The following is a 24,778-nucleotide window of genomic DNA, read 5'->3' as shown; positions in this document are numbered from 1 at the left end:
CTAATGCGAACCTCCCCAGCCCATAATGGCATATACTACGCCGACTACAAAAGCAGCGACAACACCGAATACGATCACGGACCCGGCCAGCTTGAACATATTGGCACCGACTCCGAGCACAAGTCCTTCGGCCCGGTGTTCAAGCGCGGCGGAGCACATGCTGTTGGCAAACCCCGTAACGGGAACCGCTGTTCCGGCTCCGCACCACTGGGCCAGCTTGTCATAAACCCCGAAGCTGGTCAGAATCACTGAAATCAGAATCAGTACAGCAACTGTAGGGCTTGCGGCTTCACGGGCGCTCATATCAAATATGGCCATGAAGGCCTCCTGGATGCCCTGTCCGATGACACAGATGAGACCGCCTGACAGGAAAGCCCGGATACAGTTCTTGAATACCGGGCGCGAAGGCACGAACGGCTTGGACAATTTCTCGTAATCCTGCGGAGTCATGGTGTCAAGCCGCAGCTTGACACCGGATTGTTTGGTTTTTGCCGGCAATAAGGACACCTCCTGGAATATGCGAAGAGAATACCCGGGAAACGGGCATTTCCCCTCGGACTTTTCTTCACTTAGAAGTTTTTCCTTATTGTTCGCTTGAAGCGGCTTCGTTATGACTCCCCAGCTCAGGAAAAATACAGCAGTACCACAACCAGCAGCAAAAACAGAACCAGAATCAGCATGGTTTCATTTAAAGGTCCCCGCGATACCCGGTAACTCCGGTATCTGCTGTAAGTCTGTACCTTCCCGGAAAAGCGCCGCGCCCCTGCACCGGGCACGCTTCGTGCTCCCTTCATCATCCTTCGCTTCCTTTCCCGGCCCCTGTCTGCAGAGCCGCTGCTTCATAATATTCGTCCGGAAGCCCGCCGGTGTTCATCTACCCTGCAGACATGGACAATTGGAGCAACAATGTTCATACTAGATAGAAGTAAAGGAGTGAGTTATTAATGAATCAAGAAACAATCGACCTGTTCAAAACACTGACTGAATTCCCTGCAGCCCCGGGCTTTGAGCGTGAACTGCGCGCATACGTCAAGGATGCTATGACACCTTATACGGAAGAGTTCGTGCAGGACCGCCTCGGAAGCCTGTTCGGCGTCCTGCGCGGCGAAGAAAACGGCCCCAAAATTATGGTGGCCGGGCATTTTGACGAAGTAGGCTTTATGGTTACCGGGATTACGGACAACGGAATGATCCGTTTTCAGCCGCTTGGCGGCTGGCTGGCCTCTGCTGTCGCTTCGCAGCGGCTGCAGATTATCACGCCCAAGGGTACACTGAAAGGGGTTGTAGGCAGCACACCGATTCATCTGCTGAGCAATGAGGAACGGGGCAAAACCGGAGAGATCAGCAAGATGTACATAGATATCGGTGCAGACAGCCGGGAAGAGGCGCAAAGCTTCGGCGTGGCCCCCGGGCAGCAGATCCTGCCGATCTGCCCGTTCACCCCGCTCGCCAATCCCAAGAAAATCCTGGCCAAAGCCTGGGATAACCGCTACGGCGTGGGCCTGGCTATTGAGCTGGTCAAGGCACTGCACGGCAAAAAGCTGCCGAACACCGTATTTGCCGGCGCAACTGTCCAGGAGGAAGTGGGCCTGCGCGGCGCCCGCACAGCGGCAAACCTGCTGAACCCGGACATCTTCTTCGGTCTGGATGCCAGCGCTGCGGCGGATATGACCGGTGACCGCCAGGCCTTCGGCCAGCTGGGCAAAGGCGCGCTGCTGCGTATCTATGATCCGACCATGATCACTCACCGCGGGCTGATCGAATACGTGCAGGATACGGCGGATACCCACCGGATCAAATACCAGTATTTCGTGTCCCAGGGCGGAACGGATGCCGGAGCGGTTCATACGAGCGGAATCGGCGTGCCTTCAGCCGTCATCGGTATCTGCTCACGCTACATCCACACCGCTTCATCGGTCATTCACAGCGATGACTACGATGCAGCCAAGGAGCTGCTGATCAAGCTTGTCGAAGGGCTGGACCGTACTACACTTCAGACCATTATTGAGAACAGCTAATCATGAAAGGCGCCGTCAGGCGCCTTTATCTCGTTGATAAAGTCTCAGCAACCTTGTTTATGTGATTTTGATTTCATACGACAACGCGTTTTGGATTGCCGGCTCAAACCCATCCCTGTAAATTCGGAAATGCTAATGCTAACGGACCCTAGTTCCGTTATTTTGCGCAAGAGGTGTGTTTTGGAATTCTAACGGACCCTAGATCCGTTATTTCATTCGAAAGGGCGTCATTTACCCACCATGTGGCAGAATAAAGGAACGACGGTCCGTTAGCGATCGAAACAGTGCGATTTTCGGCAAATAACGGACGCTGGGTCCGTTAGCGTACGAAAGCGGCCGAACCGTACACCCCACTGCTGCCAAACTACATCGAATAGTAACTGATTATACTCGAAAAACCGAGTACATTGAGACGCTGCGAGGGCAAACGAGCCGATTATACTCGAAAAACCGAGTACATTGAGACGCTACGAGGGCAAACGAGCCGGTTATACTCGAAAAATCGAGTACATTGGGCCGCTGCAAGGGCAAACGATCCCATTATACTCGAAAAATCGAGTACATTGAGACGCTGCGAGGGCAAACGAGCCGATTATACTCGAAAAATCGAGTACATTGAGACGCTGCGAGGGCAAACGAGCCGGTTATACTCGAAAAATCGAGTACATTGGGCCGCTGCAAGGGCAAACGAGCCCATTGTACTCGAAAAAACGAGTACATTAGGCTGCTGCGAGGGTAATCGAGCCCACTGTACTCGAAAAAACGAGTACATTGGGGCGCTGTGCAGGGAATTCTTCATACATAGGCATAAATAAATAGGAGCAAGGCCTTTCCGCGTAAGCGTAAAAGGCCTTGCTCCTTATTTGTTCCGGTAACAGCACCGGCCTCAGATCTCTATTTCAGCGCTGCGTATTCCGCCATTACAGACTGATGTACGGCATGGTCTGCATCCAGACCCGTGTACTTGGTTAGCGCTGCTTCCACTCCAAGCTCGGCGATCGCTGCTTGGAGCTCCACCGCCTCCGGGTCATCTGCAGCCTTGAACAGCAGTGCCCCCGCCATAGAACGTGTCAGAGCCTTGTATCCAAGTCCCCTGTCGTACGCCTGCAGCGCCGGCGATACAAGCCGGTCGTTAGGAGACAGCTTGCGGATTGGCGAACGTCCTACACGGGACACTTCATCGGTCAGTGCAGGATTACGGAAACGCTCAAGGATTTTGTCGATGTACTTCCCATGCTCTGCCTCATCAAATCCATGCTTTTGCGTAAGAACAGCGCCGGTCTCCTCCAGTACTTCGCGTACCCGGGCAGTCAGGCTTTCATCAGCCATCGCCTGCTGGATCGTCTCGTAACCGCGCAAATAGCCGAGGTAAGCCGCAGAACAATGCCCTGTATTTACAGTGAACAGTTTGCGCTCGATATAAGGCTCCAGGTTCTCTACGTAATGCACGCCTTCTACCGGTGTATATCCCGGAATCATCTGGGAGGAATCCACAACCCATTCATAGAACGGTTCTACTACGACTTTGAGTATATCCTCATGCTGCTGCAGCGGAACAATCCGGTCCACAGCCGCATTTGGGAACGCTACGGATGCATCTGCTTTGATACGGGAAGCCTCATCCAGCTTCTCATATACCAGCTCCTTGAGCTGGGCGCTGCCGCCGATGGCATTTTCGCAGGCAATCACATGCAGCGGCGCATCAGAGACGGCCACCCGTCTCTTGATCCCTTCAGCCACAGTGCCGGCAATATGCTTCAGAATGGTAACGCCCACCGCTGTTGTCATGAGATCTGCTTCAGCAATCGCCGCTGCCACCTCTTCGGCATGAGTAACACTGCTGAGTGCAGTCACATTCTTTACAATTACGGTTTCCCGGCCTTCACTGGCCAGTGTCACCGGGTATTCCCCGCGTTCCTTAAGCTGTGCCACAAAGGCTTCGTTCACATCGACAAAACATACCTCATACCCTGCCTGGGACAGGAGCAGGCCGATGAACCCTCTCCCGATATTACCTGCACCGAAATGAACAGCCTTCATTATTCCATGCCCCCTTCAAAGATGGCAATTACATCCGCTGGGGTAGGCGCGTTCATCACCCGCTCAATCGCGTCATCTTCGGTAAAGATCATCGCTACATTGGTCAGCACTTCCATGTGGTTGTCGCCTGCTGCAGCAATCCCGATTACAACAAAAGCCGGCTCATCCCCACCAAAATCCACGCCTTCAGGAAAACGGATGATGGAAAGGCCAGTAGATTTGATGAAAGGTCTTGCATCTTTGGTACCATGGGGAATAGCCAGGCCTCCGCCCATGTATGTCGATACAACTTCTTCACGCTCCAGCATTTTTGGCACATACTCTTCAGTTACATGTCCTGCTTCCACCAGCAGCTTGCCGGCCATAGCAATAGCCTCGTATTTATCTTTGGCGGTACCGTTCATAATCACTTTATTTTCGGATAGTATACTCATATGGTTTCTCTCGCTTTCACATTTTATTTTCGAAGAAATGAAGCAGCTCTGACGATAAGTATCCCCTGATTTCGGACTCTGTCCGCTCCTCAAGGAGTCTGACCAGCTCGGAATCCAGCAGCATGGCACTGATCTCGCTAAGCACCTCCAGGCTCTCCCTGGACAGCTTCCGCGGTGCAAGCATCAGCAGGATGACCCTGACCTCTGTCTCCCCTTCCAGCACCACCGGCTGCTGCAGACGGTAAAGTGTCAAAGAAGACATATGGATTTGGCTGCTCCGCGTATGAAAGAGGGCCAGACCGGTATCAGGAATCACCTGACTGGCCATTCTTTCACGTTCCATGAGACGTTCCTGGAGAATGCCGGCATCTCCGACAACTCCGCTGCCCTTGAGGAAATCAAGCATGGCCGAGATCGTGTCCGTAAGCGAAACCCCTTCATTATCCAGCGGATAAAAGCGGAAACGCTCCAGCAGGCTGACACTCTCATCCAAAGTGCCTTTGTAGCTTTTCAAGCGGTCCAGCGCATTCTCGTCCCTGGCAACTTTTCGCGGCTCGCCGGGCACGGTATCACGCTCACGGTGTGTAAGAGTTTGAATATAACCAAGCAGCTTCTCTATCTCTTCCCCTGTAAGCAGGGGACTGATCTTGATATAGCGGTCTTTATCCAGCGGTAGATCAATTGTAGAAATGATCAGATCATAGTCTTCCTGAGGCATGCGAGCAGCTTCATACCAGGAAACATTGCCGAGAATTTCGATCTGCGGCATTTCCTTGGCCAGTCTTGTAGCAAGCAGGCGGGAGGAGCTGAGACCGCTGGCGCAGACCAGAATCGCCCGCACACCGTGATTGAGCTGGTTCAGCCGTTCGACGGATGCGCCGAAATGCATGACCAGAAAGCCGATTTCTTCATCGGGAATTTCCAGATCCAGCGCAAGCTCCGCCACCGAGCTTCTGACAATTTGAAACAAGTACTCATAATCCTTGCGGATCGGACCAAGCAGCGGGTTGCGGATACGGGTGCCTTCACGCAGCCGCTTGAACGCTGGGTCCATATGCATAAGCAGCCCTTCGCGCAGGGAACGGTCGCCGTGGAAAGGAATCCCTGTACGCTTAACGACTCCTTCAGTTAATCTGTACACAATCTCCATCAGTTCAACATCACCATAGGCAACCCCTGCTGAGGAAAAGGACTCCTGCACGCGGTCAAACAGGCCGGCTATATACAGAACCTCCGCCCGGGGAACTTCCTGTCCGATTGCAGCGGCAAGGCGCCGGACAAAGGCTTCTGCTCCGGCAATATTGCGGTTGTCAGATAGCATAGGATATCCCGCATCACCGCTGACGTCGATTGCGCGACCAATCTCAATCCGCCGGGTGGTTACGGCCAGGCCAAGCAGCATTTCCATATAGACGATCTCAGGGAGCTCCGCGGTCCAGTTCCATTCCATGTCCCACAGCGTATTTTCTACATCCATAAGATTATCTTTGCCTACCGCAGCAAGGAGAATCCTGAACACCGGGCTGTTCGATGTCTGGGGGGAGTATCCCACCAGATCGGACAGATCCAGATGCTCCGCGGCCAGCCGGCCTATTGCCCTACGTTTATCAATCTCACTGCCCGTAATCTCTACACCGTAACCCCGCCTTCGGACCAGCTGCAGATTAAACTTGCGGACCCAGGGCTCCAATTCATCCAGATCATAACTGACGGAAGCTACTGTAACCTTAAGCCAGTGGGCCAGAGTAAACAGCTTTACCGGCTCCTCGGCTTCCAGCAGCACGCAGAGCTCATAGACCTTACGGTCCTCACTGGAATACTCTGCAGGCTTTTCCTCCCGCAAAAATAACCGGAGTTCCGCAAGCCCTGCCTCTGGCCCGCTGATCTGGATCCCTTTTCCCGTCTTGCGGATCAGATCCAGCCCGAAGCCTGCCAGCGTCTGTTCGATGTCTTCCATCTCGCGGTGAACGGTTCTTACACTTACACCGATTCCTTCGGCGATTTCGGCGGCTGTGATTTCTTCATTTACGCCGAGAAGCAGCCAGATAATCTGGCGCTGTCTGGCGGTAACTTTCCTCATAACCGTAGCCTCCGCCCTAAAATGGAGACAAACGCTGGCTTGGGGGGCCAGCGTCTCCTTATTTAGCGTTATACGTCTTTTCTAAACATTATTCCCTTACTTCAAACGTTCCACGAGCTCATCATATTTCGGGCTCTTAAGGAAGTTATCGATCGAAATATGCTCTGCATTCGGATTGCTTGCGATCGCCCGGTCTGTCAGTGTCTTCTGGGTAATGACGATATCTGCATCCGCAGGAATTTCACTGACAGCTGAATTGACAACCGTAAGGTTCACGCCTGCACCCTGCAGTTTCTTTCTCAATACCGAAGCACCCATTGCACTGGAGCCCATTCCGGCATCACAAGCGAATACAATCTTGTGTACATCCGCTTTGTTGCGGACATTGGCAGCTACATTACCAGTTGCAGCAGTTGCAACAACCGGGGATGCCGCAGTACCGGCAGCTTTCATGTCTTTCATTTTTGCTGCTGCCGCTTCCAGGTCATTATCCTCTTCATCAGTCTTCTTGACAGTCTTAAGCAGAAGGGATGCGATCAGGAATGATACAATCGTAGCAACGACTACACCGGCAATCATCGGGAAATATCCGCCTTTTGGCGTCATTGCGAAGTAAGCAAAGATACTGCCTGGGGACGGAGAAGCTGTAAGACCCGCACCCAACATTTGGAATGTAAATGTTCCGGAGACCCCGCCGGCGATAACGGCCAGAATCAGACGCGGATTCATAAGGATATAAGGGAAATAAATCTCATGAATACCACCTAGAAAATGAATAACTACTGCGCCGGGAGCGGAAGCTTTGGCAGATCCTTTTCCAACCAGCCAGTAAGCAAGCAGGATGCCAAGTCCAGGTCCAGGATTGGATTCCAGCATGTAAAGAATTGATTTGCCTAATCTTAGTGATTCTTCTGTAGCGATAGGAGTTAATATCCCATGGTTAATGGCGTTGTTCAAGAACAAGATTTTTGCCGGTTCGATAATGATGTTAACAAGTGGTAACAGATGGTTGTTAACCAGGAATTCCACACCATTAGAAAGGATATTTGTTAATCCTTCAATTAGCGGTCCAATACCTTTCAATGCCGCAATAGCTAAGCCGCCGCCAATAATACCCAGCGAGAAGTTATTGACCAGCATTTCAAATCCGGCCTTAATTTTCCCGTCAACCGCTTTGTCAAATTGCTTTAAAATCCATCCGGCCAGCGGACCGACGAGCATCGCTCCAAGGAACATCGGAATCGAAGAACCGACGATAACACCCATCGTAACGACTGCCCCGATAACACCGCCGCGTTTGCCGTGCACCATCTGTCCGCCGGTATAACCGATCAGCAATGGAAGCAGGTATTTGATCATTGGATCTACAAGCGCAGCCAAACTCTCATTTGGAATCCATCCTGTCGGAATAAACAAAGCCGTAATTAATCCCCAGGCGATAAAGGCGCCGATGTTCGGCATAACCATACCGCTGAGCAAGCGGCCGAATTGTTGTACTTTCACCCTTGCCGAACCGGATGAAGTTTGTGTTGCCGGTGTTGTCGATGTGGCCATTTAATATGCCCCCTTATATGAATTGAATGGGATGCCTTCAATTAAAACTTCTAAATCGTCCTTAAAGGTTATCCCCTGTGAACATAGATTAATTCAAAGCGCTTTCTTTGTCATTACATTGAAAACACGGTTTCGTCATGAAGGTTGTTGACAACATTTAAGAGCTGCTGCCACAGGGCTTCCGCAGACATCAAAAGATTATAGACAGCAAAAAAAGGAAGTACGCTATGACTTCAGGACTCCCGTATAGGTTGTACATAATTCATTTTTCTACTCCCTTACTATCAGCATTTCCGGCGCCGGATTACGCTGTCTCTGAGTATAATTAAACCGTTTTCAATTCTCCAAACATTATAAATGTGCAAAAAAAAGACCGTCCGTCAAAACGGACAGTCAATATTACAGCCGGGTTAAATCATATCCAGCGGAACTCTCCATCCTGGCTGCGGAAAAGCCTCGTCCAGCCTCCATAAATCGTCTGCGCTAAGCTTGATCCTTCCGGCCTCCGCATTAGCGGTAACATGCTCACGGGTGCCGGCCTTGGGAATGGCGATGACCTGGTCTTTATGGATACTCCAGGCGAGCATAATCTGCAGCGGAGTCACACCATGATTCGAGGCGATCTCCTTCAGCTCTGCGTTCTCCGTCAGCCCTTTTCTCAGCGTGCCGGCCTGGGCAAGCGGAGAATAGGCCATCACAGGAATTTTGCGGCTCTGCTGCCAGGGGAGCAGGTCATGTTCAATGCCCCTCGACCCCAGGTGATACAGCACCTGGTTGACAGCACAGTGATTACCGCCCGGAATGCGCAGCAAGCTCTTCATCTCGTCCGTATCCAGATTGGATACACCCCAGCGGCTGATTTTACCTGCAGCCACCAGCTTTTCCATCTCTTCCACTGTCTCCTCAAGCGGAATACTGCCTCTCCAGTGCAGAAGATACAGATCCAGATGATCCGTTCCAAGGCGTTTCAGACTCGCTTCGCAGCTGCGGGCCAGACGCTCCATGCCGGCATTGTGCGGATATACCTTGGAAACCAGAAACACATCATCACGGATCCCCTTAACCGCTTCACCAACCAGTTCCTCCGAGCGTCCGTCACCGTACATTTCAGCGGTATCAATCAAATTCATGCCAAGCTCCACTCCCAGTCTCAAGGAGGCGATTTCTTCAGCACGGCGGGACGGCTCCTCGCCCATATTCCAGGTTCCCTGCCCGATTCTGGGCACAGAGGCACCATCAGGCAGTGTAATCCGGCTCTGTACATTACTGTTCATAACGGAAGTCCCCTTAACGAATGAATTGTATACTTACTATACTTACCACAATGCTTGAGGCGAATCATCGCATAAGTGTCTAATTCTTTAACAACCCGGCGAATTTCTGCTTCTACCTGATGAACAGTAAAATCACTTTCGCTCTTGCCATCTTATGGTACAATCTTAACAGGAAAACCTGACATTTCCAGTTCTTAATCAATTTATGCTAAAAGGAGCGGTGACTATTGGGTATCGGCATTGTTTTTATTGGTGTGATTGTCTTTATCGTAGTGAACGCGGCTGTGCGTAATAACAGAAACAGCAGCTATGGAGATAACAAACGCCTGAAGAACAGAGATGATTCGGCTGACAGCTTCTTTTATACCGGGGCGGGCAGCACTCTTTTTCCGGATGATAACCACACACGCCACTCCCATAATGGCAATGACGGAAACAGCGGAAATCATGGACACCATGGCCACAGCTCGGGCGGCAGCAGCTGGGGCAGTCATCACGGCGGCTGGGATGGCGGCAGTCACGGCGGAGATGGCGGTGGCGGTGGAGATGGTGGCGGCGGTGGCGGAGATTGAATCCGTAACATAAGCAGTAAATATACTCTAATCCAACCAAAGAGAACGCCGTAAGGATTTTGAAGGAGATACTCTACACAAATGATGACACGCATACGCCAGCTTTTTCTCATTCCCGGCTACTTATTATTTATGATCTGCATGATGCTACAGGGGATAGCCGTCTCCATCAGCGCCCCTTTTCTGGCCGTTTACTTCACCACGGAACTGGGCGTATCAGCAGCGGCCTTCGGGATTTTTACCGCAGTGACTTTAATCAGCGGCGTCTGGCTCAGCTCTGTGATTGCCAAACGTTCCGATAACGGCATGAACCGCAAAAAACTTATGATTACGGCTATGCTGTTCAACACGCTGGCTTTTTCCGGATACTTGTTCATCCATGATTACTATCCGCTTCTGGTGTACATGACCGTGTTCACTGCAATCGGTGCTTCGGCCATGCCGCAGTTATTCGCAAGTGCACGCGAAGCAGTTAATGCCAGCCGCTCGGCCGATCACGCTTTTGCCAATTCCAGCCTCCGGTCGATGTTCTCCCTGGGGTTCATTACCGGTCCGCTGGTCGGCTCCTTTCTTCTTGGCCGTTACGGATTTCAGGGGATTTTTACAGGAACCTCTCTTCTATTTCTGGCGAATGCCCTGCTGGTGCTGTTCTTCCTGAAACGTCCTGCAGCTTCGGGAGCCGCTAGAGCCAAGGCCGTACTGCAGATCAAGCTTCACCAGAATCCCAGAGTGCTTATACCGTTCCTGGTGGTGATGCTGCTATTTACGGGCCACTGGCTCAACAACCTGAACTCTTCGCTGTTCATCATCAACACGCTTGGCGGTAATATGCAGAATGTAGCTTCGGTATCGAGTATCTGCGCTCTGCTGGAGATTCCCTTCATGCTGGCGCTTGGCATCCTCGCCGCCAAATATTCCACCCGTACGCTGATGATCTGGGGAATTATTGCAGGCTTGGCCTATTATATACTGGTGCTTGCCTCAACTGAACTGTGGCATATTATCGCCGGACAAGTGCTGATGGCCTTCTTCATCGCGGTGATCTCGGCAATCGGGATCAGCTATATTCAGGATTTGCTGCCTGACCTGCCGGGATATGCCTCCACTCTTTATACCAACGCTACTACGCTGGGAAGGCTGTTCGGAAGTCTTGCCGGAGGTGCAGCTGCAGATCTGCTCGGTTACCGGCATGCTTTCTGGGGCTGTCTGCTGCTCATAGTCATTTCCCTGGTGCTGCTGGTGCTGTCCCGCAGGTCCTCTGCGGAAGAGCTTTCTGTAACAGAAGCTCATCCTTAATCAGAGGAGCTTCCGGTGGATCCCTTTCACTAAGCTGCGGCAAAATAAACAGCCCTTCACAAATCGTGAAGGGCTGTTATGATTCAGAGCCATGCTATCCTAACAAGGCAAGTCCGGCAAAAGCTTTCTTTTACCGTTACCGCTTACTTACGCCTGTCCCGGACTCAGCTTGAATACCGGTCTGATTTCTCCGACTACATCCCCTTTGTTATTATGGATGGCCGGCTTCCGGAACCGTTCCAGCGCTTCCAGCCGGTCCGCAGGCAGCGCACCAAGCTGCCGGATGACCTCGACTGCAGCAGGATAAGCCGCCCGGCGGTTGCCGTCATCGACCTTAATAGCAATTCCGATCCCTTCATTGCGCAGCGCGATCCCGTACATCCCTTCGGCTCCTGCCTTGCCGATTATACTGCCTCCGGCCGTCTGCATCAGTACGGTATCGAATTCATCCGTCCCGCCAACCATTTCCGGATGCTCGACCATGGCATCCGCCAGCCGGAGAATGGCCCCGGCCAATCGGGGTTCAAGCCTGGAAGGATCGGCAATCCGGGCGAATACCAGGGCCAGCTGGCGCAGCGGAAGGCTGTAGGTCGGCAGCCCGCAGCCGTCCACTCCCCATGGAATGTCTTCTTGCCTGGTTCCTGCCATGGCGGATAAATAACCCGCAATCTCCCGCTGGAGCGGATGGTCCCTCTCCAGATAGGAGGCAAGATCCAGCCCCGCCCGGCTGGCGGCAAGCAAAAGGCCGGCATGTTTGCCCGAACAGTTGTTGTGGATAGGGGCGGGCTTCTGCCCCTTCCGCATCAGCTTCTCATACGTTTCCTCCCGGTAAGGCGGATGAGCTCCGCAGCCCAGCTGCTCCGGGGTAAGACCGCCTTTGGCGAGCATCGATTTCACAGCTTCCGTATGGAACGGTTCTCCGTTATGCGAAGCACAACAGACGGCCACCTCCCTGCCGGTAAGCCCTAGCGTGTCAGCCGTTCCTGACAAAATAACGGGCAACGCCTGAACAGGCTTCAGGCAGGACCGGGCATAAAAGGAATCGTCCGGATGACCGGCCTTATACAGCAGGCGCCCGGAGGCATCTACTACCGCGATGGAACCGCGGTGAACGGATTCCGCCCTTCCCCCGCGGACAGCCTCAACCAACAGGCCGCTCATATCCCTTCGCCTCCGCTTCTGCGGGCCAAAAACGGATGAGAAACGGACGCCGGAGAACCCGCAGCAGCTTCCATCAACGGCGGGGCAAGCGGTACGGGAACCGGCTGCACCAATTCTCTCCCGGACCCCAGGCTCTCCGCCAGGCGTTCAGCTGCTTGAGCGGCTCCTGTTCTTTCTCCCGCCAGTTGCTCCTGTTCCAGCAAGGCCCCGATCTCCTCAATGGCCTGCTCTACATGGTCATAGCTGTCATAGAACATCAGCAGGATGTCGCCTGGAGCGGAATGTTTCCAGCCCTCCAGGAAGGACTCGGACTCATCCAGCACAGTGATTAGCCTATCAGCAGGCAGTCCTGCGGACAGCGCGCCTTCCCGGAGAAGGCCTGCAGCCTCCAGCACGCCTCTTCCCCTGCGGTCTTCGTCCTCCTTGATGATGAACAGATCGGTATGTTCCCCGATGACCTGACCCAGCTCCCGGATTGCCCGGTCGGTCCGGTCTCCCGGCGCGGAGGCTACGGTAATCAGCCGGTTCTTCGGCATGGCGTTAACCGCCTCATAGACAGCCCGCAGACCGGCAGGATTATGCCCGTAATCTGCAATGAGCAGACGGCCGCCCAGCTCAAAGCGGTTGAACCGGCCCCGGCTCTGTTCCGGCGATGGCAGAAAGGTCATTACCCGCTCACGCAGCTCGTCCAGACCAAGACCCATCGACCGGCCTGCGGCAAGTGCTGCCAGCGTGTTCGCAATGTTATGGCGGGCTAGCCCGCTGATCGTAACCGGAATATCAGCCGCTTTGAGGAATTTTACGGCGCTTTTATCAGAAGCATACATAATCCATTCCCCGTCCAGATACCAGGCCTCATCCCCCTGCCGGACAGCTTCCTGTACAATCAGATTGTCTGCAGACAGCGAGAAAAACACAAGACGGCCTTCCGTATAGCCGGCCATGGCGACACAGCCCTCATCGTCTGCATTCAGGATGCATGCACCGCCGGGCAGAACGGTCTCGGGCACCGTCCGTTTAACCTTGGCAAATCCTCCAGCGTATTCAGGCCGTCCTGGCCCAGATGGTCCTCCGATACATTGGTGACCACACCGACATTGCACCAGCGGAACGCAAGTCCCTCGCGCATAATTCCGCCCCGGGCCGTTTCCAGCACAGCAGCATCTACATCCTGGCGGGCGAGCACTTTGCGGGCGCTTTTTGGTCCGCTGCAGTCTCCTTGCTCCACACAGGTTCCGCCGATCCAAATGCCGTCGGAGCAGGTCATGCCGACGCGTCTGTCCTGCTGCTGCAGCAGATGCGCCAGAAGGCGCACCGTCGTAGTCTTGCCGTTCGTTCCGGTCACGGCTGCCAGCGGAACAGCTGCCTGCGAGCGGTCAGCAAACAGATAATCAACAATAGCGCCGCCGACATCTCTTGGCTCCCCTTGAGATGGATGCTGGTGCATCCGGATTCCAGGCGCTGCATTGACCTCCAGAATACATCCGTGGCCTGTGCGGTAAGGCTCCGCAATGTTGTCACTGATAATGTCGACGCCGGCGATATCCAGCCCGATGGCCCCGGCTGCGCGTACGGCAAGCTCTGCATAGGAAGGGTGAACTTTAGCCGTCACATCCTCAGAGGACCCGCCGGTAGACAGATTGGCGTTCCCGATCACCTGGATGCGAAGCCCGGCTGCCGGAATGTCAGCCAGCGCCAGGCCCATTTTGCCGAGGTAACATTCAGCCTGCTCAGGCGGAATTTCCGTCATTGGCTTCTCGTGTCCTTTTCCCCGCAAAGGGGTTCGGTTCTCCAGGGCAATCAGCTCACCGATCGTGGATCGGCCGTCTCCTGTCACATATGGAGGCTGGCGCAGGCTTGCTGCAGCAAGCTTGCCTCCCACTACGGTGAAACGGTAATCCCGTCCGGGGAAAAACCGTTCCACAATATACATGTCATACTCGGAAAATTCCTTGCGGGCAAAAGCATAAGCCTTCTCCAATTGCCCGCTGGTCTGGAGATTCGTCAGTACCGCCTGGCCCTGGCGCCCGTTCAGCGGCTTCAGCACAAGCGGGTAACCCAGCTCTTCCGCTGCTTCCAGCAGGGCATCCCGGTTATCAATAACCAGCCCTTCCGGAACTGGCAGGCCGGCCTGTTCCAGCAGCAGCTTGGTCATCTCTTTATCGCAGCTGAGCTCCACTGCCAGGTAGGAGGTCTGGCTGCTGATCGTGGCCTGGACACTCTTCTGCTTGCTTCCCGTGCCAAGCCGCAGCGTGCTGTCCGGACCGATTCGTTCGGCCGGAATCTTTCTCGCCAGCGCCGCCTCATAGATTGCCTCCGTGCTTGGACCAAGCTTGTTCGCATAGTACAGCCCGGATGTTTTTTCAATATAAGGTGCTGCGTCCACTGTCCGGCCGGACAAAAGGCCCTCCGCGATATCTAGTGCAGCTTCAAAAGCATAACGGCCGGACTCCGGCTCTTTATAGTCAAAAGTAACATAATAAATCCCCGGCTGCTCTCCGGTAATCGTCTTCCCTCGTTTTACAGGGATACCGGCCAGATGCTGAATTTCCAGTGCCATATGCTCCAGAATATGCCCCATCCACGTGCCTTCTTGGAGCCGCTCCACGAACCCGCCCGGATAACCGCGCGAGCATGTATGCGTTTGCAGACTGGGGATCGCCTTCAGCAGCCGTTCGGTAAATCCGGGCAGCTCATTAGACGGTTTGTCTTCCAGTTCTTCTATATCCAGCTCGATCCACAAGGTCGGCTTGAAGCTGTACAGATTAGGTCCGCTTAAGAATTTTATCTTATTGACCTTCATGATGTTCTCCTCCTGGTATCTCGCTCATAATCAATTCCCTGTGCTTCAAATCAAAATGATAGCCAGACGCCAGCGAGTGCATACGGATGCCGGAGACTGTAATGTTCGTATGGCTTCCCTGTCCGGCGGTATCGGTATATTCCAGCTTTTTGCCGTCAAATACAGTTACGGAATGTTCGCCAAGCACACTGAATCTGTCTCCGTTATCCCTCACCCAGATTGCGGTATTCTCATCTATTCCAACTCCCATGATCTGCGGGTTATGCGCAATTGCGGTCATCAGACGATTAAAACGGGCCCGCTGCGAAAAATGCTGGTCGATGATCACATCGTCCACAAAGCAGAAGCCCGCTCCCATCTCAACAATATACTCTTCCTCCGTCTCCACAGCGGACATGATCATATGGCAGCTCATTACGGCTGCGCCAGCGCTGGTTCCGCCCAGCGGGAGTCCTTCGTCCTGCCATCTTTTGCGCAGCTCATCATAAAAAGCAGTCCCTCCCAGAATACTGGTCAGCCTGACCTGGTCTCCTCCTGTAATGAATACGCCGGTACAGTGCTTCAGGCGCTCCAGGATTTCCGGCTGCTCGGCCGATTCCCGTGTATCCAGATGGAACAGCTCGACTGCTTTTGCTCCGAGTCCCCGGAAAATACCGGCATACTCATCGCCCACCTCCTGCGGAAGCTTCGTTGCTGTCGTTAAAATGCCTATGACAGCCCCCTTCCCGCCAGCCATGCCGTTAAAATGACGGAGAATTTCCTTGTCTCCCTGCTTGTCTTCCTTACCGCCGATAATCAGCAATTCCCCTCGCATGTTGTCACCTTTCTTCCTGATAGGATGTTACATCTATTGTAGGGTCTGATTCGAACTTACCCTGGCGCCTCGCGTGTTAAACAGCGTCATAATCAAGGGCTGGAGCCGCTTTGTATAAAAAAACAGCTGCGCAGACGGCAATCTGCTGCTTTGTATCTTTTGGGAGGCAGATTACACTTGGACGAAGTATCTTTATATCTGGTTAATTGTTTCTAAAATCCGTTGTTATCAGATGTTATATGAGATAGCGGCCTACATTTCTTTTGTACCTGCCGGTTTTAGATGTAACGGCCCTTTTAGAATAAAAATCCTGAAAAATTATACATTATTTAACAAAAATAGTTCTGCTTTGCTGCGTTTTCCCGCAGCTGCAAAGACTTAAAAAGCCAACGCTCAAGTAATTACGTACCCGATCGGTGGCTTTTTACGTGAAACTGCTTATATTAACTATGAAACTGCTGATCTATGATTTCTAAATCTTCATATCCTTGCCGGTATAGTCCACGAACATGAAGCGATCCTCCGGTATAGCACGCTGCTGAATCAGATCGATAATGCCTTTGGCACTGGTGCGCGGATCGGTAGGGGCCTGTTCGCCGCCCATATCGGTATGCATCCAGCCGGGATGTACGCTGAGGACGTGTACGCCGCGGTCCTTGAGATACACGTGGAGCTGCTGCGAGAACATATTCATTGCTGTTTTGGAAATGGAGTACGGATAATCCCCGGGATAGGCATTTGTGATGCTGCCCGCCTCTGAGGAAATGTTGATGATGCTGGGCTCCGGCTCCGTAAGAAGCGGCAGAAAGTGTTTAACTACACGCATCGGCCCGTACAAATTGATGTCCATGGTTGTCAGCATATCGTTCAGATCCAGCGCTTCAATCGGCGTATTGCGGGCGGTCAAGATGGCTGCATTGTTGATGATTGCACCAAGCGTCCGTCCCTGTTCCTTCAGCTCGCCAGCCAGCGCTGCAATGCCTTCTTCGTCTGTTACTTCCAGCTTAGCGATAGTGAGCCTATCTCCATGTTCTTCAGCCAGCTTGGACAGCTCCGTTTGGCTCTTCTCAGGATGACGGACACCTGCAATAACACTGTGCCCGCGCTCCAGCGCCTCGGCAGTAAGCTCAAGCCCCAGCCCGCGCCCGGCACCGGTAATCAGGATATTCATATTAGCAATTCCTCCAGTAAGTGACTATATAATTGTATTTTATGAGTTTTGTATTTTATAGTTTCGAGAGATTTGCGGGAGATTATCAAGTTTCTCTTGATACACCCAAGCAGCTCCGGCAGAAATGCACAAATTTTATGAAAATGGCTGGTTGGTGCGCCGGGTTTGGTGCCTGGTGGTGGCTTTTTGATGCCGGTGTTCTATTTATTGTTTGTCGTTCTCCAGCAGCTCTACGAGCACCTTCAGCTCTTTGAAGGTATCCATGTACGCATAACGTCCGCCGGTATACTCCCCTTTTTGCTGCAGCGGGAACCCTTTGCCTTCCAGAAGCAACATCTTTTCCTTCATCCCTTCGATGACAAAAGCGATATGATGAGGTCCCTCTCCATGCTCATTCAAATAATTGCGCCATGTGCTGGGATGGTGATCCGGCTCAATCAGCTCCAGCTGCAGGGAACCCATATCAAAAAAGGCCAGCTTCGCACGAGCCTCCGTCGGCTCCCCGTTATACTCGGTCTGGGCAACCTCACGGACATCTGTAATGCCAATCTCCGGCTTTGCGATCCCAAAAAACTCCGCATACGCCGCGCTGACCTTCTCCACATCATTCACCAAAATCCCAATCTGTGTAATAAAATGATTACCAAGCAATCCTGACATGCGCCTCGGCCTCCTTGTGCATAAATACTGTGACCCGTCTACCATACCGAGTTTATGAAAGGGCTGTCAAGTTTGTGGGGCTGATTGGTTCGAAGTTGAGCGCGCTGACAACTATGGCCCCGCCCTGGAGAAGGTATCAAGGGTACTTCTACCTCTCATTTCGTACATCAGCCCGTTTACGCCGAATCAAGGGTACTTCTACCTCTCATTTCACATATTTGCCCGTTTACCGCAGATTCAGAGGTATTTCTACCTCTCATTTCACACGTTTGCCCGCTTACCGCCGAATCAAGGGTATTTCTACCTCTCATTTTGCACGTTTGCCCGCTTACCGCCGAATCAAGGGTACTTCTACCTCTCATTTCGCACGTTTGCCCGATTACCGCCGAATCAAGGGTATTTCTACCTCTCATTTTGCACGTTTGCCCGCTTACCGCCGAATCAAAGGTACTTCTACCTCTCATTTCGCACGTTTGCCCGCTTACCGCCGAATCAAGGGTATTTCTACCTCTCATTTTGCATGTTTGCCCGATTACCGCCGAATCAAAGGTATTTCTACCTCTCATTTCGCACGTTTGTCCGCTTACCGCTAAATCAAGGGTATTTCTACCTCCCACGCAGCTATGTTGATTCCCTAACCAACTACCATATCTCATGATCCGCAAAAGAATGAATATATTCATAGCGGCATACTCTATTACTGTCCTTCCCGGCTGCTACAGGGCGAAATTTTCCCTTTTCACATAACTTAATCATGGATTTTCTAATGGTACGCGGGTTAACGTTCAGCCCATGTACCAGATCAACAGGCCGAATGAACCCTTTCCGGCGTACCGCCATGCGTAATATATCCTTTTCCAGTCTCGTATACTGCTTATCTTCTCCATCCCCGCTCTGCAGCAAACCCGGAACCAGCAAAGCTTTAAACAGTGAAATCGTCAGCTCCGGTGTCGACTCCAGGTCATCATATGGGACTGCTACAACTCTAAATCCAGAAATTTGCAGATAAGTTTCTCTGTTGAGCTCGTGCCGGTAGCGGGTCCTGTCCATATTCTGCACGTGGGGTCCGTACCCTTTTACCTCGATAGCAAACTTGACTTGGCCTGGGTTCCAGACAAAATCCACGAAATACGGCCGCCCGCGAAAGTCCGCCACCTCATACTCCGGATGCAAATCATCCAAATTCCCGAAAACCGGCCACCATACCCTTTCCACAAACATCTGCTCCCCATGCCCGTGCCCGCGCTCCAGCCGGTCCAACCGTTCCCCGCTCCTGCGCTTCTTGTGGTAATCAAGCCACCTGCGGTGCTCCTCTGCAAATCCCATCCCTTACCTCCTCTTGGCACAAAAAAATCCCGCACTCCAAACTGCCATGGAGTACGGGACGTTCTTCGTCCGTTTTCCCAAATTATAACGCTCAGAATTTTCCGCCGTCAATGACATAGTGTCAGCCTTGGCACCTATATTTTTGTGAATCGGTATAAATTAGTAAGTAAGTGCGTAATAGAAGGGTTTTATAAAGATTAGTTAGTCCAGTGGTTAGCGTAGTTGGATGGTTGGCGTGGTTGCGTGCTTGCCGTGGTTGCGTGTTTGGGTTAGTTACCGTAGTTTGCGTGGCTGCCTTGGTTAGCATGGTTAGGACGGTTTGTTTATAACTTGTATTTTGCGCGGATTAGTTTGGTTGGGGCGGTAAAACTGTTCAATAGAGGTGTCAGCAAGGTTGCTCATAAGAAGTACATAGGACTCAGCAGAAACGTCCAACAGCGGAATACAGTGACGGTACGAACATGAGCACAAAAACTGTTTTTCCACACTAAATGTAGTCCCTGTTAGCCCCCACCGTTTGGTAAATCCTAGTATATGTGATTCGGATATTCCGCCTTCCGGTTATTTAATGAAATGTTTTACTTTACACGAAGGGGTGAGGAATGATGGAGCGTAGTAAAAGATCACGCCTGATGCAGCAGTTCATTTTTGTCGGGCCGACGTCACTGTTTTTCTTTGTTATTGTCCTGATTCCGTTCTTCCTGGGGCTGTATTATTCGTTTACCAGCTGGAACGGGATCTCGCGTCATGTCGAGTGGACCGGGCTGCGGAACTATCTACATATTTTCACCAAGGACCCTTCCTTTCTGAATTCGTTCTGGTTCACGGCCAAGTTCACTTTCTTCGGTCTTGTGCTGACCAATCTGCTCGGCTTCGCACTCGCTTATGTGCTGACCCGTAAGCTGTTCACGCGCAATGTACTGAGAACGGTTTATTTTGTCCCCCATGTCATCGGCGGGCTGCTGCTCGGGTTTATCTGGCAGTTTATTTTTGTCAGGGGATTTGCCTCGATCGGACAAGCCACCGGCTGGTCCTTCTTCAATCTGCCATGGCTCGGTACGGAGGGGACGGCGTTCTGGGCAATCGTGATTGTTTTTGTCTGGCAAAATGCTGGGTATCTCATGGTCATCTACATTTCCGCAATTAACAACGTGCCGCAAAGCCTGCATGAAGCTTCCAGAGTGGACGGTGCCGGACGGATGCAGACGCTGCGCCATGTAACGATTCCGCTGGTAATGCCGGCTGTAACCGTCTGTCTGTTCCTGTCGATCTCCTGGTCCTTCAAGCTGTTCGATCTGAATCTGTCGCTTACCAAAGGCGGACCTTTCAAGGCTACAGAATCGGTTGCGCTCAACATCTACAATGAAGCGTACACGATCAGCCGGTTCGGCATGGGGTCAGCCAAAGCGATGGTCTTCTTCGTCATTGTGGCCATCATTTCCCTGCTCCAGGTTAGAGCAACCAAGAAAAGAGAGGTGGAGCTGTAATGGAGACTACCGCCAAAAAATACAACGTATCCCTGCTGCTGACCGAACTGCTGTTTATTTTGCTGGCGCTGGTGTTTCTGGTTCCGTTTTATTTTCTGCTGGTCAACTCGGTTAAAAGCTACAGTGAAATCCTCTCGGATTCCGCTGCACTGCCCACTGCGTTCCAGTGGAGCAACTATGCCGAGGCCTGGAAAGCGACCAATTTCCCGCATGCTTTTCTGAACTCTTTTATTGTCACGGTGGTCAGTAACATTCTGCTGGCTTTCCTCTGCTCCATGTCTGCCTACAAAATGGTCCGCAATAACAGCCTGTACAACCGTATCCTCTATATCGCACTTGTAGCGGCTATGGTCATTCCTTTTCAGGCGATCATGATTCCCCTTGTACAGATTGTCAGCGGCCTGGGCGTAATGGACACGACTGCCGGCCTGATCCTTGCTTACCTGGGGTTCGGTGCTCCAATGACGGTGTTTCTCTTCCACGGCTTTGTAAAATCAGTTCCGATTGATATTGAGGAAGCCTCGCGGGTGGACGGAAGCAGCCCTTACGGTACGTTTTTCCGGATTGTGCTCCCGCTGATGCAGCCGATCATCGTTACGGTCATTATTCTGAATACGCTGTGGATCTGGAATGACTATCTGATGCCTTCCCTTATTCTGCAAAGTCCGGAGCTGCGTACGATTCCAATCGCGACCTACAGCTTCTTCGGGCAATACACCAAGCAGTGGGATCTGGCGCTGCCGGGTCTCGTGCTGGGGATTACGCCTGTGGTTATCTTTTTCCTGCTGATGCAGAAGTATATTATCGAAGGCATTGCCCAGGGTTCTGTGAAGGGCTGAGTATACACGTACTTTTCAGGCTGAGAGGATGATGAATATGATAAAAAAATACGGAATTCTCCTCGCAGGCTCCCTGCTGCTCGGCGGTCTGCTGGCAGGCTGCGGTCGCGGCAGTGACAATGCGGATGGAATCAAAACGGTGCATATCTACCAGTTCAAGGTTGAAATCTCCGAAGCGCTGGCTTCGCTCAAAACCGAGTTTGAGAAAGAGCATCCGGACATTAAGCTGGAGATCCAGAGTGTCGGAGGCGGGAGTGACTATGGCGCATCCCTGCGGGCCAAGTTCTCGTCCGGGGACGAGCCGGACATCTTTACCATCGGCGGCAACAATGAGCGCGACATGTGGCTGGAGTACCTGGAGGATCTGAGCGGCGAAGCCTGGGCCAAGGATGTGAAGCCGCTCGCTGCCGAGCAGATGACTGTTGACGGCAAGCTCTACGGCATGCCGATGAATCTGGAGGGCTACGGCTTTATCTATAATAAAGACCTGTTCCAGCAGGCGGGAATTACGGAGAAGCCGGTGACGCTTACAGCTCTGCGCGAGGCCGCAGAGAAGCTGCAGGCTGCGGGCATTACACCTTTTGCCAACGGATATCAGGAATGGTTCGTCCTCGGCAACCACAATGTGAACGTGCCCTTCGCCCAGCAGCCAGATCCTGAAGCTTTTATTGCCGGGCTGACGGACGGAAGTAAAACTTTTGCCGGGGACCCGATTTTTTCCCGGTGGATTGATCTGCTGGATCTGACGGTAGAGTACGGCAACAAAAACCCGCTCTCCACCGACTACAACACCCAGGTCACGATGGTTGCCAGCGGGGAAGCGGCCATGATGCAGCAGGGGAACTGGACCCAGGGGCAGATCGACGGCATCGATCCGGATCTGAACCTCGGTATTCTGCCGATGCCTATCGACGATACGCCGGAGGATAATGACAAGCTGTATGTAGGCGTGCCGAGCAACTGGGTAATTAACAAAAATTCTCCGGTCAAGGAAGAAGCCAAAGTGTTCCTCGACTGGCTTGTCACCTCGGAGACCGGCAAAACCTATATTACCAAGGAGTTCCAGTTCATCCCGGCGCTGGACAGCATTGAGGGAACTGTGGAAGACCTCGGTTCACTGGGTGCAGAGGTGCTGGAGTATACCGATAAGGATCAGGCGCTGACCTGGAACTGGTCCCGCCTGCCTAACGGCATGCCCCAGGAATTATCCAGCAGCATCCAGGGGTACCTCGGCGGCAAGCTGACCAAAGAAGGCATGCTGGAGCAGTTCCAGACCAACTGGGATAATTTGAGTGTGCAGTAATAACACCACAATCCAAAGCCGCGCATCCCTGCGCGGCTTTGTTTTATTCCTCTTTCGGTTCACCGGCTGATTTCTCCGGGTAATCCCCCATTTCCCCCCAGCGGCTGCGCAGCATATGGGCTGCGGCTTTGGGCTGTCTCTGGCGGGTGAATACGCCTTTCCTGTTGCCGCCTACCCGGGTGATTCCCTGCTTGGTGGCAAAATCGGCAAATGCCCATACATGCTCCCCGATCACAAAATCGAGCCTGTCGAACACATGATGATAGCGGATCAGCAGCTCCCGCTGATACTCTTCGGTGAACATCACCGGCGGGTCCTGGTGAAATCCGGCGATGGCATCCGCCCCGTATTCGCTCATAATTACAGGCTTGCCGAAGCGCCGGAACCAGCCTTTCAGCTCCCATTCCACCTGCTGCTCCACCAGCTCCAGCGCTCCCGGGTCCTGGTACCATGAATAGTAGCGGTTCACGCAGATGACATCAAAAAACTGTGACACCTTGCATTTATCCGGCAGCGGCCATTGGACAATCGTAATCGGCCGGTGCGGATCGAGCCTGCGTGCGGTATCTGCCAGCCGGCGGAAATAAGGCACCGCTTCCTCCTGGAAGTTGGCCGCTTCATTAGCTAAGCTCCACATCACAACAGAAGGATGGTTTTTGTCCCGTGCAATGAGATCCGTTAATACCTCCAGATGGTGCGCCAGTGTCTCATCATTAGCCTTGTCCGGCGTATACACCTTCTCGTTATAGTTAAAAAAAGTGAATCCCACCGCCGGAACCTCACCAATCACAACGATCCCTTCCCGGTCCGCGAGATCCAGCAGCTCTTCAGCGTACGGATAATGGGAAGTACGGAAGGAGTTGGCATTCATCCAGCGGAGCAGGTTCATATCCTTCACATTGACAGCCTGATCCAGCCCCTTGCCCCGGATATCACTGTCCTCATGTTTGCCGAAGCCTTTGAAATAGAAGGGTTCACCGTTGATCAGGAACCTTGTTCCTTCCACTTTGACCGTCCGTATCCCGGTCTGCAGCTGATAATGATCGGCAGCTATTCCGTCAGGACCCATAAGCTCGGCATGAAAAGTATACAGGTACGCCTGCAGCGGCCTCCATAACCGGGCCTTCTCCACGTGCAGTTCGCCTGAAATGCCTTTGCCTGCGGCGACCTCCAGCCCATCCTCATCCAGCAGCCGGACCCTCACCTCTGCTTCGGGCAGCGACCCTTCTACTTCGTAATGGACAATCCCGGTCCCGTCCTGCACATCTGCCGTTATTGTAATATCCTTAATATACAGCGCTGAGGTCCGGTACAGCTTTACCGGCCGGTGCAGCCCGGCATAGTTAAAGAAATCGTGAAAATATTCCTGAACACGGTACCCTTCCGGATGCTTCTCGTCATCAAAGGTTTTGATCCGTCCGGGCGGCAGCGTCTGCCAGTCGAGGACATTGTTGACGACGATGGTTACGCGGTTCTCCGCCCCGTACATCACGGCATCCGAGATATCAGCCTCAAAAGGGAGAAATCCTCCTTTATGCTTGGCCGCTTCCACACCGTTGACCCAAACTACCGCATGATGGCAGGCACTGCCTACCCAGAGCATGATCCGGCTGCCGGACCAGGAACGGGGAACGATGAAGATCTGTTCATACCAGACATCCCCGATATGGTCGCGCAGTGCCGCATCCTGGGTGATGTCGTTGTAGCTCGCAGGTACCGGCATGGGGATGGTGTCCGGAAGCGGCGCTTTGAACCACTCCTCCTCCCTGCCTTTATTGGCCGGGTCAGGCTTAAACCGCCATATGCCTGATAAATCCTTCAATTCGCGCGTCATTGTATCCTTTGGGAACAGCATGGTTATACACTCCAATCTATTCTATATCACGAAGCTGCTGTAAAGTCCTGAAGTCCCTGGTCTTAGGCGGCTGCGGGCAGCAAGCCTGAGT

Annotated in this window: 21 protein-coding genes; 6 read left to right on the top strand and 15 right to left on the bottom strand. The window is 52.7% G+C overall.

The features are described from left to right. Positions 1-450, bottom strand: coding sequence for a stage V sporulation protein AC (spoVAC, locus tag C2I18_RS20015; protein ID WP_249902179.1), 450 nt, complete (start codon positions 448-450; stop codon positions 1-3). A 173-nt stretch (positions 451-623) separates the two neighbouring features. Beyond that, positions 624-797, bottom strand: coding sequence for a hypothetical protein (locus C2I18_RS20010; protein WP_249897496.1), 174 nt, complete (start codon positions 795-797; stop codon positions 624-626). Positions 798-944: 147 nt separating this feature from the next. Here C2I18_RS20010 and C2I18_RS20005 point away from each other — a divergent pair, with 147 nt between their 5' ends. Further along, positions 945-2,018 carry a M42 family metallopeptidase gene (locus C2I18_RS20005; protein ID WP_249897495.1) on the top strand — a complete coding sequence of 358 codons (1,074 nt, stop codon included), beginning with the start codon at positions 945-947 and terminating at the stop codon, positions 2,016-2,018. Positions 2,019-2,912: 894 nt separating this feature from the next. Here C2I18_RS20005 and C2I18_RS20000 read toward each other — a convergent pair. The 5 genes from C2I18_RS20000 to C2I18_RS19980 form a co-directional block, all read right to left on the bottom strand. After that, a complete protein-coding gene (locus C2I18_RS20000; RefSeq protein WP_249897494.1) occupies positions 2,913-4,058 on the bottom strand; it encodes a mannitol-1-phosphate 5-dehydrogenase in 1,146 nt (381 codons plus the stop codon). Next, complete coding sequence (locus C2I18_RS19995) at positions 4,058-4,492, bottom strand: PTS mannitol transporter subunit IIA (RefSeq protein ID WP_249897493.1); 435 nt, start codon at positions 4,490-4,492, stop codon at positions 4,058-4,060. The genes C2I18_RS20000 and C2I18_RS19995 overlap by 1 nt, the downstream gene beginning before the upstream one ends. Positions 4,493-4,508: 16 nt before the next feature. Then, the gene (locus C2I18_RS19990; RefSeq protein ID WP_249897492.1) at positions 4,509-6,572 is read right to left on the bottom strand and encodes a BglG family transcription antiterminator; all 2,064 of its coding nucleotides are present in this window, start codon (positions 6,570-6,572) and stop codon (positions 4,509-4,511) included. Positions 6,573-6,668: 96 nt separating this feature from the next. Continuing rightward, positions 6,669-8,126, bottom strand: a complete 1,458-nt coding sequence (locus C2I18_RS19985) for a PTS mannitol transporter subunit IIBC (RefSeq protein ID WP_249897491.1) — start codon at positions 8,124-8,126, stop codon at positions 6,669-6,671. A gap of 410 nt (positions 8,127-8,536) precedes the next feature. Further along, the gene (locus tag C2I18_RS19980) at positions 8,537-9,400 is read right to left on the bottom strand and encodes an aldo/keto reductase (protein WP_249897490.1); all 864 of its coding nucleotides are present in this window, start codon (positions 9,398-9,400) and stop codon (positions 8,537-8,539) included. A 227-nt stretch (positions 9,401-9,627) separates the two neighbouring features. Between C2I18_RS19980 and C2I18_RS19975 the strand changes: the two genes are divergently transcribed. Together C2I18_RS19975 and C2I18_RS19970 are read left to right on the top strand one after the other, a co-directional pair. Then, positions 9,628-9,972 carry a hypothetical protein gene (locus C2I18_RS19975; protein WP_249897489.1) on the top strand — a complete coding sequence of 115 codons (345 nt, stop codon included), beginning with the start codon at positions 9,628-9,630 and terminating at the stop codon, positions 9,970-9,972. Between the two features lie 81 nt (positions 9,973-10,053). Next, a complete protein-coding gene (locus C2I18_RS19970; RefSeq protein WP_249897488.1) occupies positions 10,054-11,268 on the top strand; it encodes a sugar efflux transporter in 1,215 nt (404 codons plus the stop codon). Positions 11,269-11,415: 147 nt separating this feature from the next. On the opposite strand, the gene C2I18_RS19965 is transcribed toward C2I18_RS19970, so the two are convergent. From C2I18_RS19965 to C2I18_RS19935, 7 genes are all read right to left on the bottom strand, one after another. Next, positions 11,416-12,429 carry an asparaginase gene (locus C2I18_RS19965; RefSeq protein ID WP_249897487.1) on the bottom strand — a complete coding sequence of 338 codons (1,014 nt, stop codon included), beginning with the start codon at positions 12,427-12,429 and terminating at the stop codon, positions 11,416-11,418. Continuing rightward, complete coding sequence (locus C2I18_RS19960; protein ID WP_249897486.1) at positions 12,426-13,439, bottom strand: glutamate ligase domain-containing protein; 1,014 nt, start codon at positions 13,437-13,439, stop codon at positions 12,426-12,428. Before C2I18_RS19960 ends, C2I18_RS19965 begins: the two co-directional genes overlap by 4 nt. Next, positions 13,400-15,232 carry a cyanophycin synthetase family protein gene (locus C2I18_RS19955; protein WP_249897485.1) on the bottom strand — a complete coding sequence of 611 codons (1,833 nt, stop codon included), beginning with the start codon at positions 15,230-15,232 and terminating at the stop codon, positions 13,400-13,402. The genes C2I18_RS19960 and C2I18_RS19955 overlap by 40 nt, the downstream gene beginning before the upstream one ends. After that, positions 15,219-16,046 (bottom strand): cyanophycinase, encoded by an 828-nt coding sequence (locus tag C2I18_RS19950; protein WP_249897484.1) that lies wholly within the window; start codon positions 16,044-16,046, stop codon positions 15,219-15,221. Before C2I18_RS19950 ends, C2I18_RS19955 begins: the two co-directional genes overlap by 14 nt. Positions 16,047-16,518: 472 nt before the next feature. Next, a complete protein-coding gene (locus C2I18_RS19945; RefSeq protein ID WP_249897483.1) occupies positions 16,519-17,217 on the bottom strand; it encodes an SDR family oxidoreductase in 699 nt (232 codons plus the stop codon). A 204-nt stretch (positions 17,218-17,421) separates the two neighbouring features. Then, positions 17,422-17,877 (bottom strand): VOC family protein, encoded by a 456-nt coding sequence (locus C2I18_RS19940; RefSeq protein WP_249897482.1) that lies wholly within the window; start codon positions 17,875-17,877, stop codon positions 17,422-17,424. A gap of 642 nt (positions 17,878-18,519) precedes the next feature. Then, positions 18,520-19,203: a DeoR/GlpR family DNA-binding transcription regulator gene (locus C2I18_RS19935; RefSeq protein WP_249897481.1), complete on the bottom strand. Its 684-nt coding sequence runs from the start codon at positions 19,201-19,203 to the stop codon at positions 18,520-18,522. A 605-nt stretch (positions 19,204-19,808) separates the two neighbouring features. Between C2I18_RS19935 and C2I18_RS19930 the strand changes: the two genes are divergently transcribed. Genes C2I18_RS19930 through C2I18_RS19920 form a run of 3 tightly spaced genes read left to right on the top strand, consistent with a single transcriptional unit; the run spans position 19,809 to position 22,832 of the window. After that, positions 19,809-20,690: a carbohydrate ABC transporter permease gene (locus tag C2I18_RS19930; protein ID WP_249902178.1), complete on the top strand. Its 882-nt coding sequence runs from the start codon at positions 19,809-19,811 to the stop codon at positions 20,688-20,690. After that, on the top strand, positions 20,690-21,529 hold the full coding sequence (locus C2I18_RS19925) for a carbohydrate ABC transporter permease (RefSeq protein WP_249897480.1): 840 nt from the start codon (positions 20,690-20,692) through the stop codon (positions 21,527-21,529). Before C2I18_RS19930 ends, C2I18_RS19925 begins: the two co-directional genes overlap by 1 nt. Before the next feature lie 37 nt (positions 21,530-21,566). Then, positions 21,567-22,832, top strand: coding sequence for an ABC transporter substrate-binding protein (locus C2I18_RS19920; RefSeq protein ID WP_249897479.1), 1,266 nt, complete (start codon positions 21,567-21,569; stop codon positions 22,830-22,832). Between the two features lie 43 nt (positions 22,833-22,875). Here the strand turns inward: C2I18_RS19920 and uidA are convergent, their stop codons facing one another. Continuing rightward, positions 22,876-24,687: a beta-glucuronidase gene (uidA, locus tag C2I18_RS19915; protein ID WP_249897478.1), complete on the bottom strand. Its 1,812-nt coding sequence runs from the start codon at positions 24,685-24,687 to the stop codon at positions 22,876-22,878. Positions 24,688-24,778: the final 91 nt, after the last annotated feature.

Origin of the sequence: Paenibacillus sp. PK3_47, assembly GCF_023520895.1 — a bacterium.
Classification (GTDB): domain Bacteria; phylum Bacillota; class Bacilli; order Paenibacillales; family Paenibacillaceae; genus Paenibacillus_AQ.
This window is presented reverse-complemented; position numbering and strand designations above follow the sequence as displayed.

Bases quoted from the DNA above. Each gene is read 5' to 3' on its own strand.
- spoVAC (WP_249902179.1), bottom strand. From the start codon at position 450: ATGACTCCGCAGGATTACGAGAAATTGTCCAAGCCGTTCGTGCCTTCG.
- C2I18_RS20010 (WP_249897496.1), bottom strand. From the start codon at position 797: ATGATGAAGGGAGCACGAAGCGTGCCCGGTGCAGGGGCGCGGCGCTTT.
- C2I18_RS20005 (WP_249897495.1), top strand. From the start codon at position 945: ATGAATCAAGAAACAATCGACCTGTTCAAAACACTGACTGAATTCCCT.
- C2I18_RS20000 (WP_249897494.1), bottom strand. From the start codon at position 4,058: ATGAAGGCTGTTCATTTCGGTGCAGGTAATATCGGGAGAGGGTTCATC.
- C2I18_RS19995 (WP_249897493.1), bottom strand. From the start codon at position 4,492: ATGAGTATACTATCCGAAAATAAAGTGATTATGAACGGTACCGCCAAA.
- C2I18_RS19990 (WP_249897492.1), bottom strand. From the start codon at position 6,572: ATGAGGAAAGTTACCGCCAGACAGCGCCAGATTATCTGGCTGCTTCTC.
- C2I18_RS19985 (WP_249897491.1), bottom strand. From the start codon at position 8,126: ATGGCCACATCGACAACACCGGCAACACAAACTTCATCCGGTTCGGCA.
- C2I18_RS19980 (WP_249897490.1), bottom strand. From the start codon at position 9,400: ATGAACAGTAATGTACAGAGCCGGATTACACTGCCTGATGGTGCCTCT.
- C2I18_RS19970 (WP_249897488.1), top strand. From the start codon at position 10,054: ATGATGACACGCATACGCCAGCTTTTTCTCATTCCCGGCTACTTATTA.
- C2I18_RS19965 (WP_249897487.1), bottom strand. From the start codon at position 12,429: ATGAGCGGCCTGTTGGTTGAGGCTGTCCGCGGGGGAAGGGCGGAATCC.
- C2I18_RS19955 (WP_249897485.1), bottom strand. From the start codon at position 15,232: ATGAAGGTCAATAAGATAAAATTCTTAAGCGGACCTAATCTGTACAGC.
- C2I18_RS19950 (WP_249897484.1), bottom strand. From the start codon at position 16,046: ATGCGAGGGGAATTGCTGATTATCGGCGGTAAGGAAGACAAGCAGGGA.
- C2I18_RS19945 (WP_249897483.1), bottom strand. From the start codon at position 17,217: ATGAATATCCTGATTACCGGTGCCGGGCGCGGGCTGGGGCTTGAGCTT.
- C2I18_RS19940 (WP_249897482.1), bottom strand. From the start codon at position 17,877: ATGTCAGGATTGCTTGGTAATCATTTTATTACACAGATTGGGATTTTG.
- C2I18_RS19935 (WP_249897481.1), bottom strand. From the start codon at position 19,203: ATGGGATTTGCAGAGGAGCACCGCAGGTGGCTTGATTACCACAAGAAG.
- C2I18_RS19930 (WP_249902178.1), top strand. From the start codon at position 19,809: ATGGAGCGTAGTAAAAGATCACGCCTGATGCAGCAGTTCATTTTTGTC.
- C2I18_RS19925 (WP_249897480.1), top strand. From the start codon at position 20,690: ATGGAGACTACCGCCAAAAAATACAACGTATCCCTGCTGCTGACCGAA.
- C2I18_RS19920 (WP_249897479.1), top strand. From the start codon at position 21,567: ATGATAAAAAAATACGGAATTCTCCTCGCAGGCTCCCTGCTGCTCGGC.
- uidA (WP_249897478.1), bottom strand. From the start codon at position 24,687: ATGCTGTTCCCAAAGGATACAATGACGCGCGAATTGAAGGATTTATCA.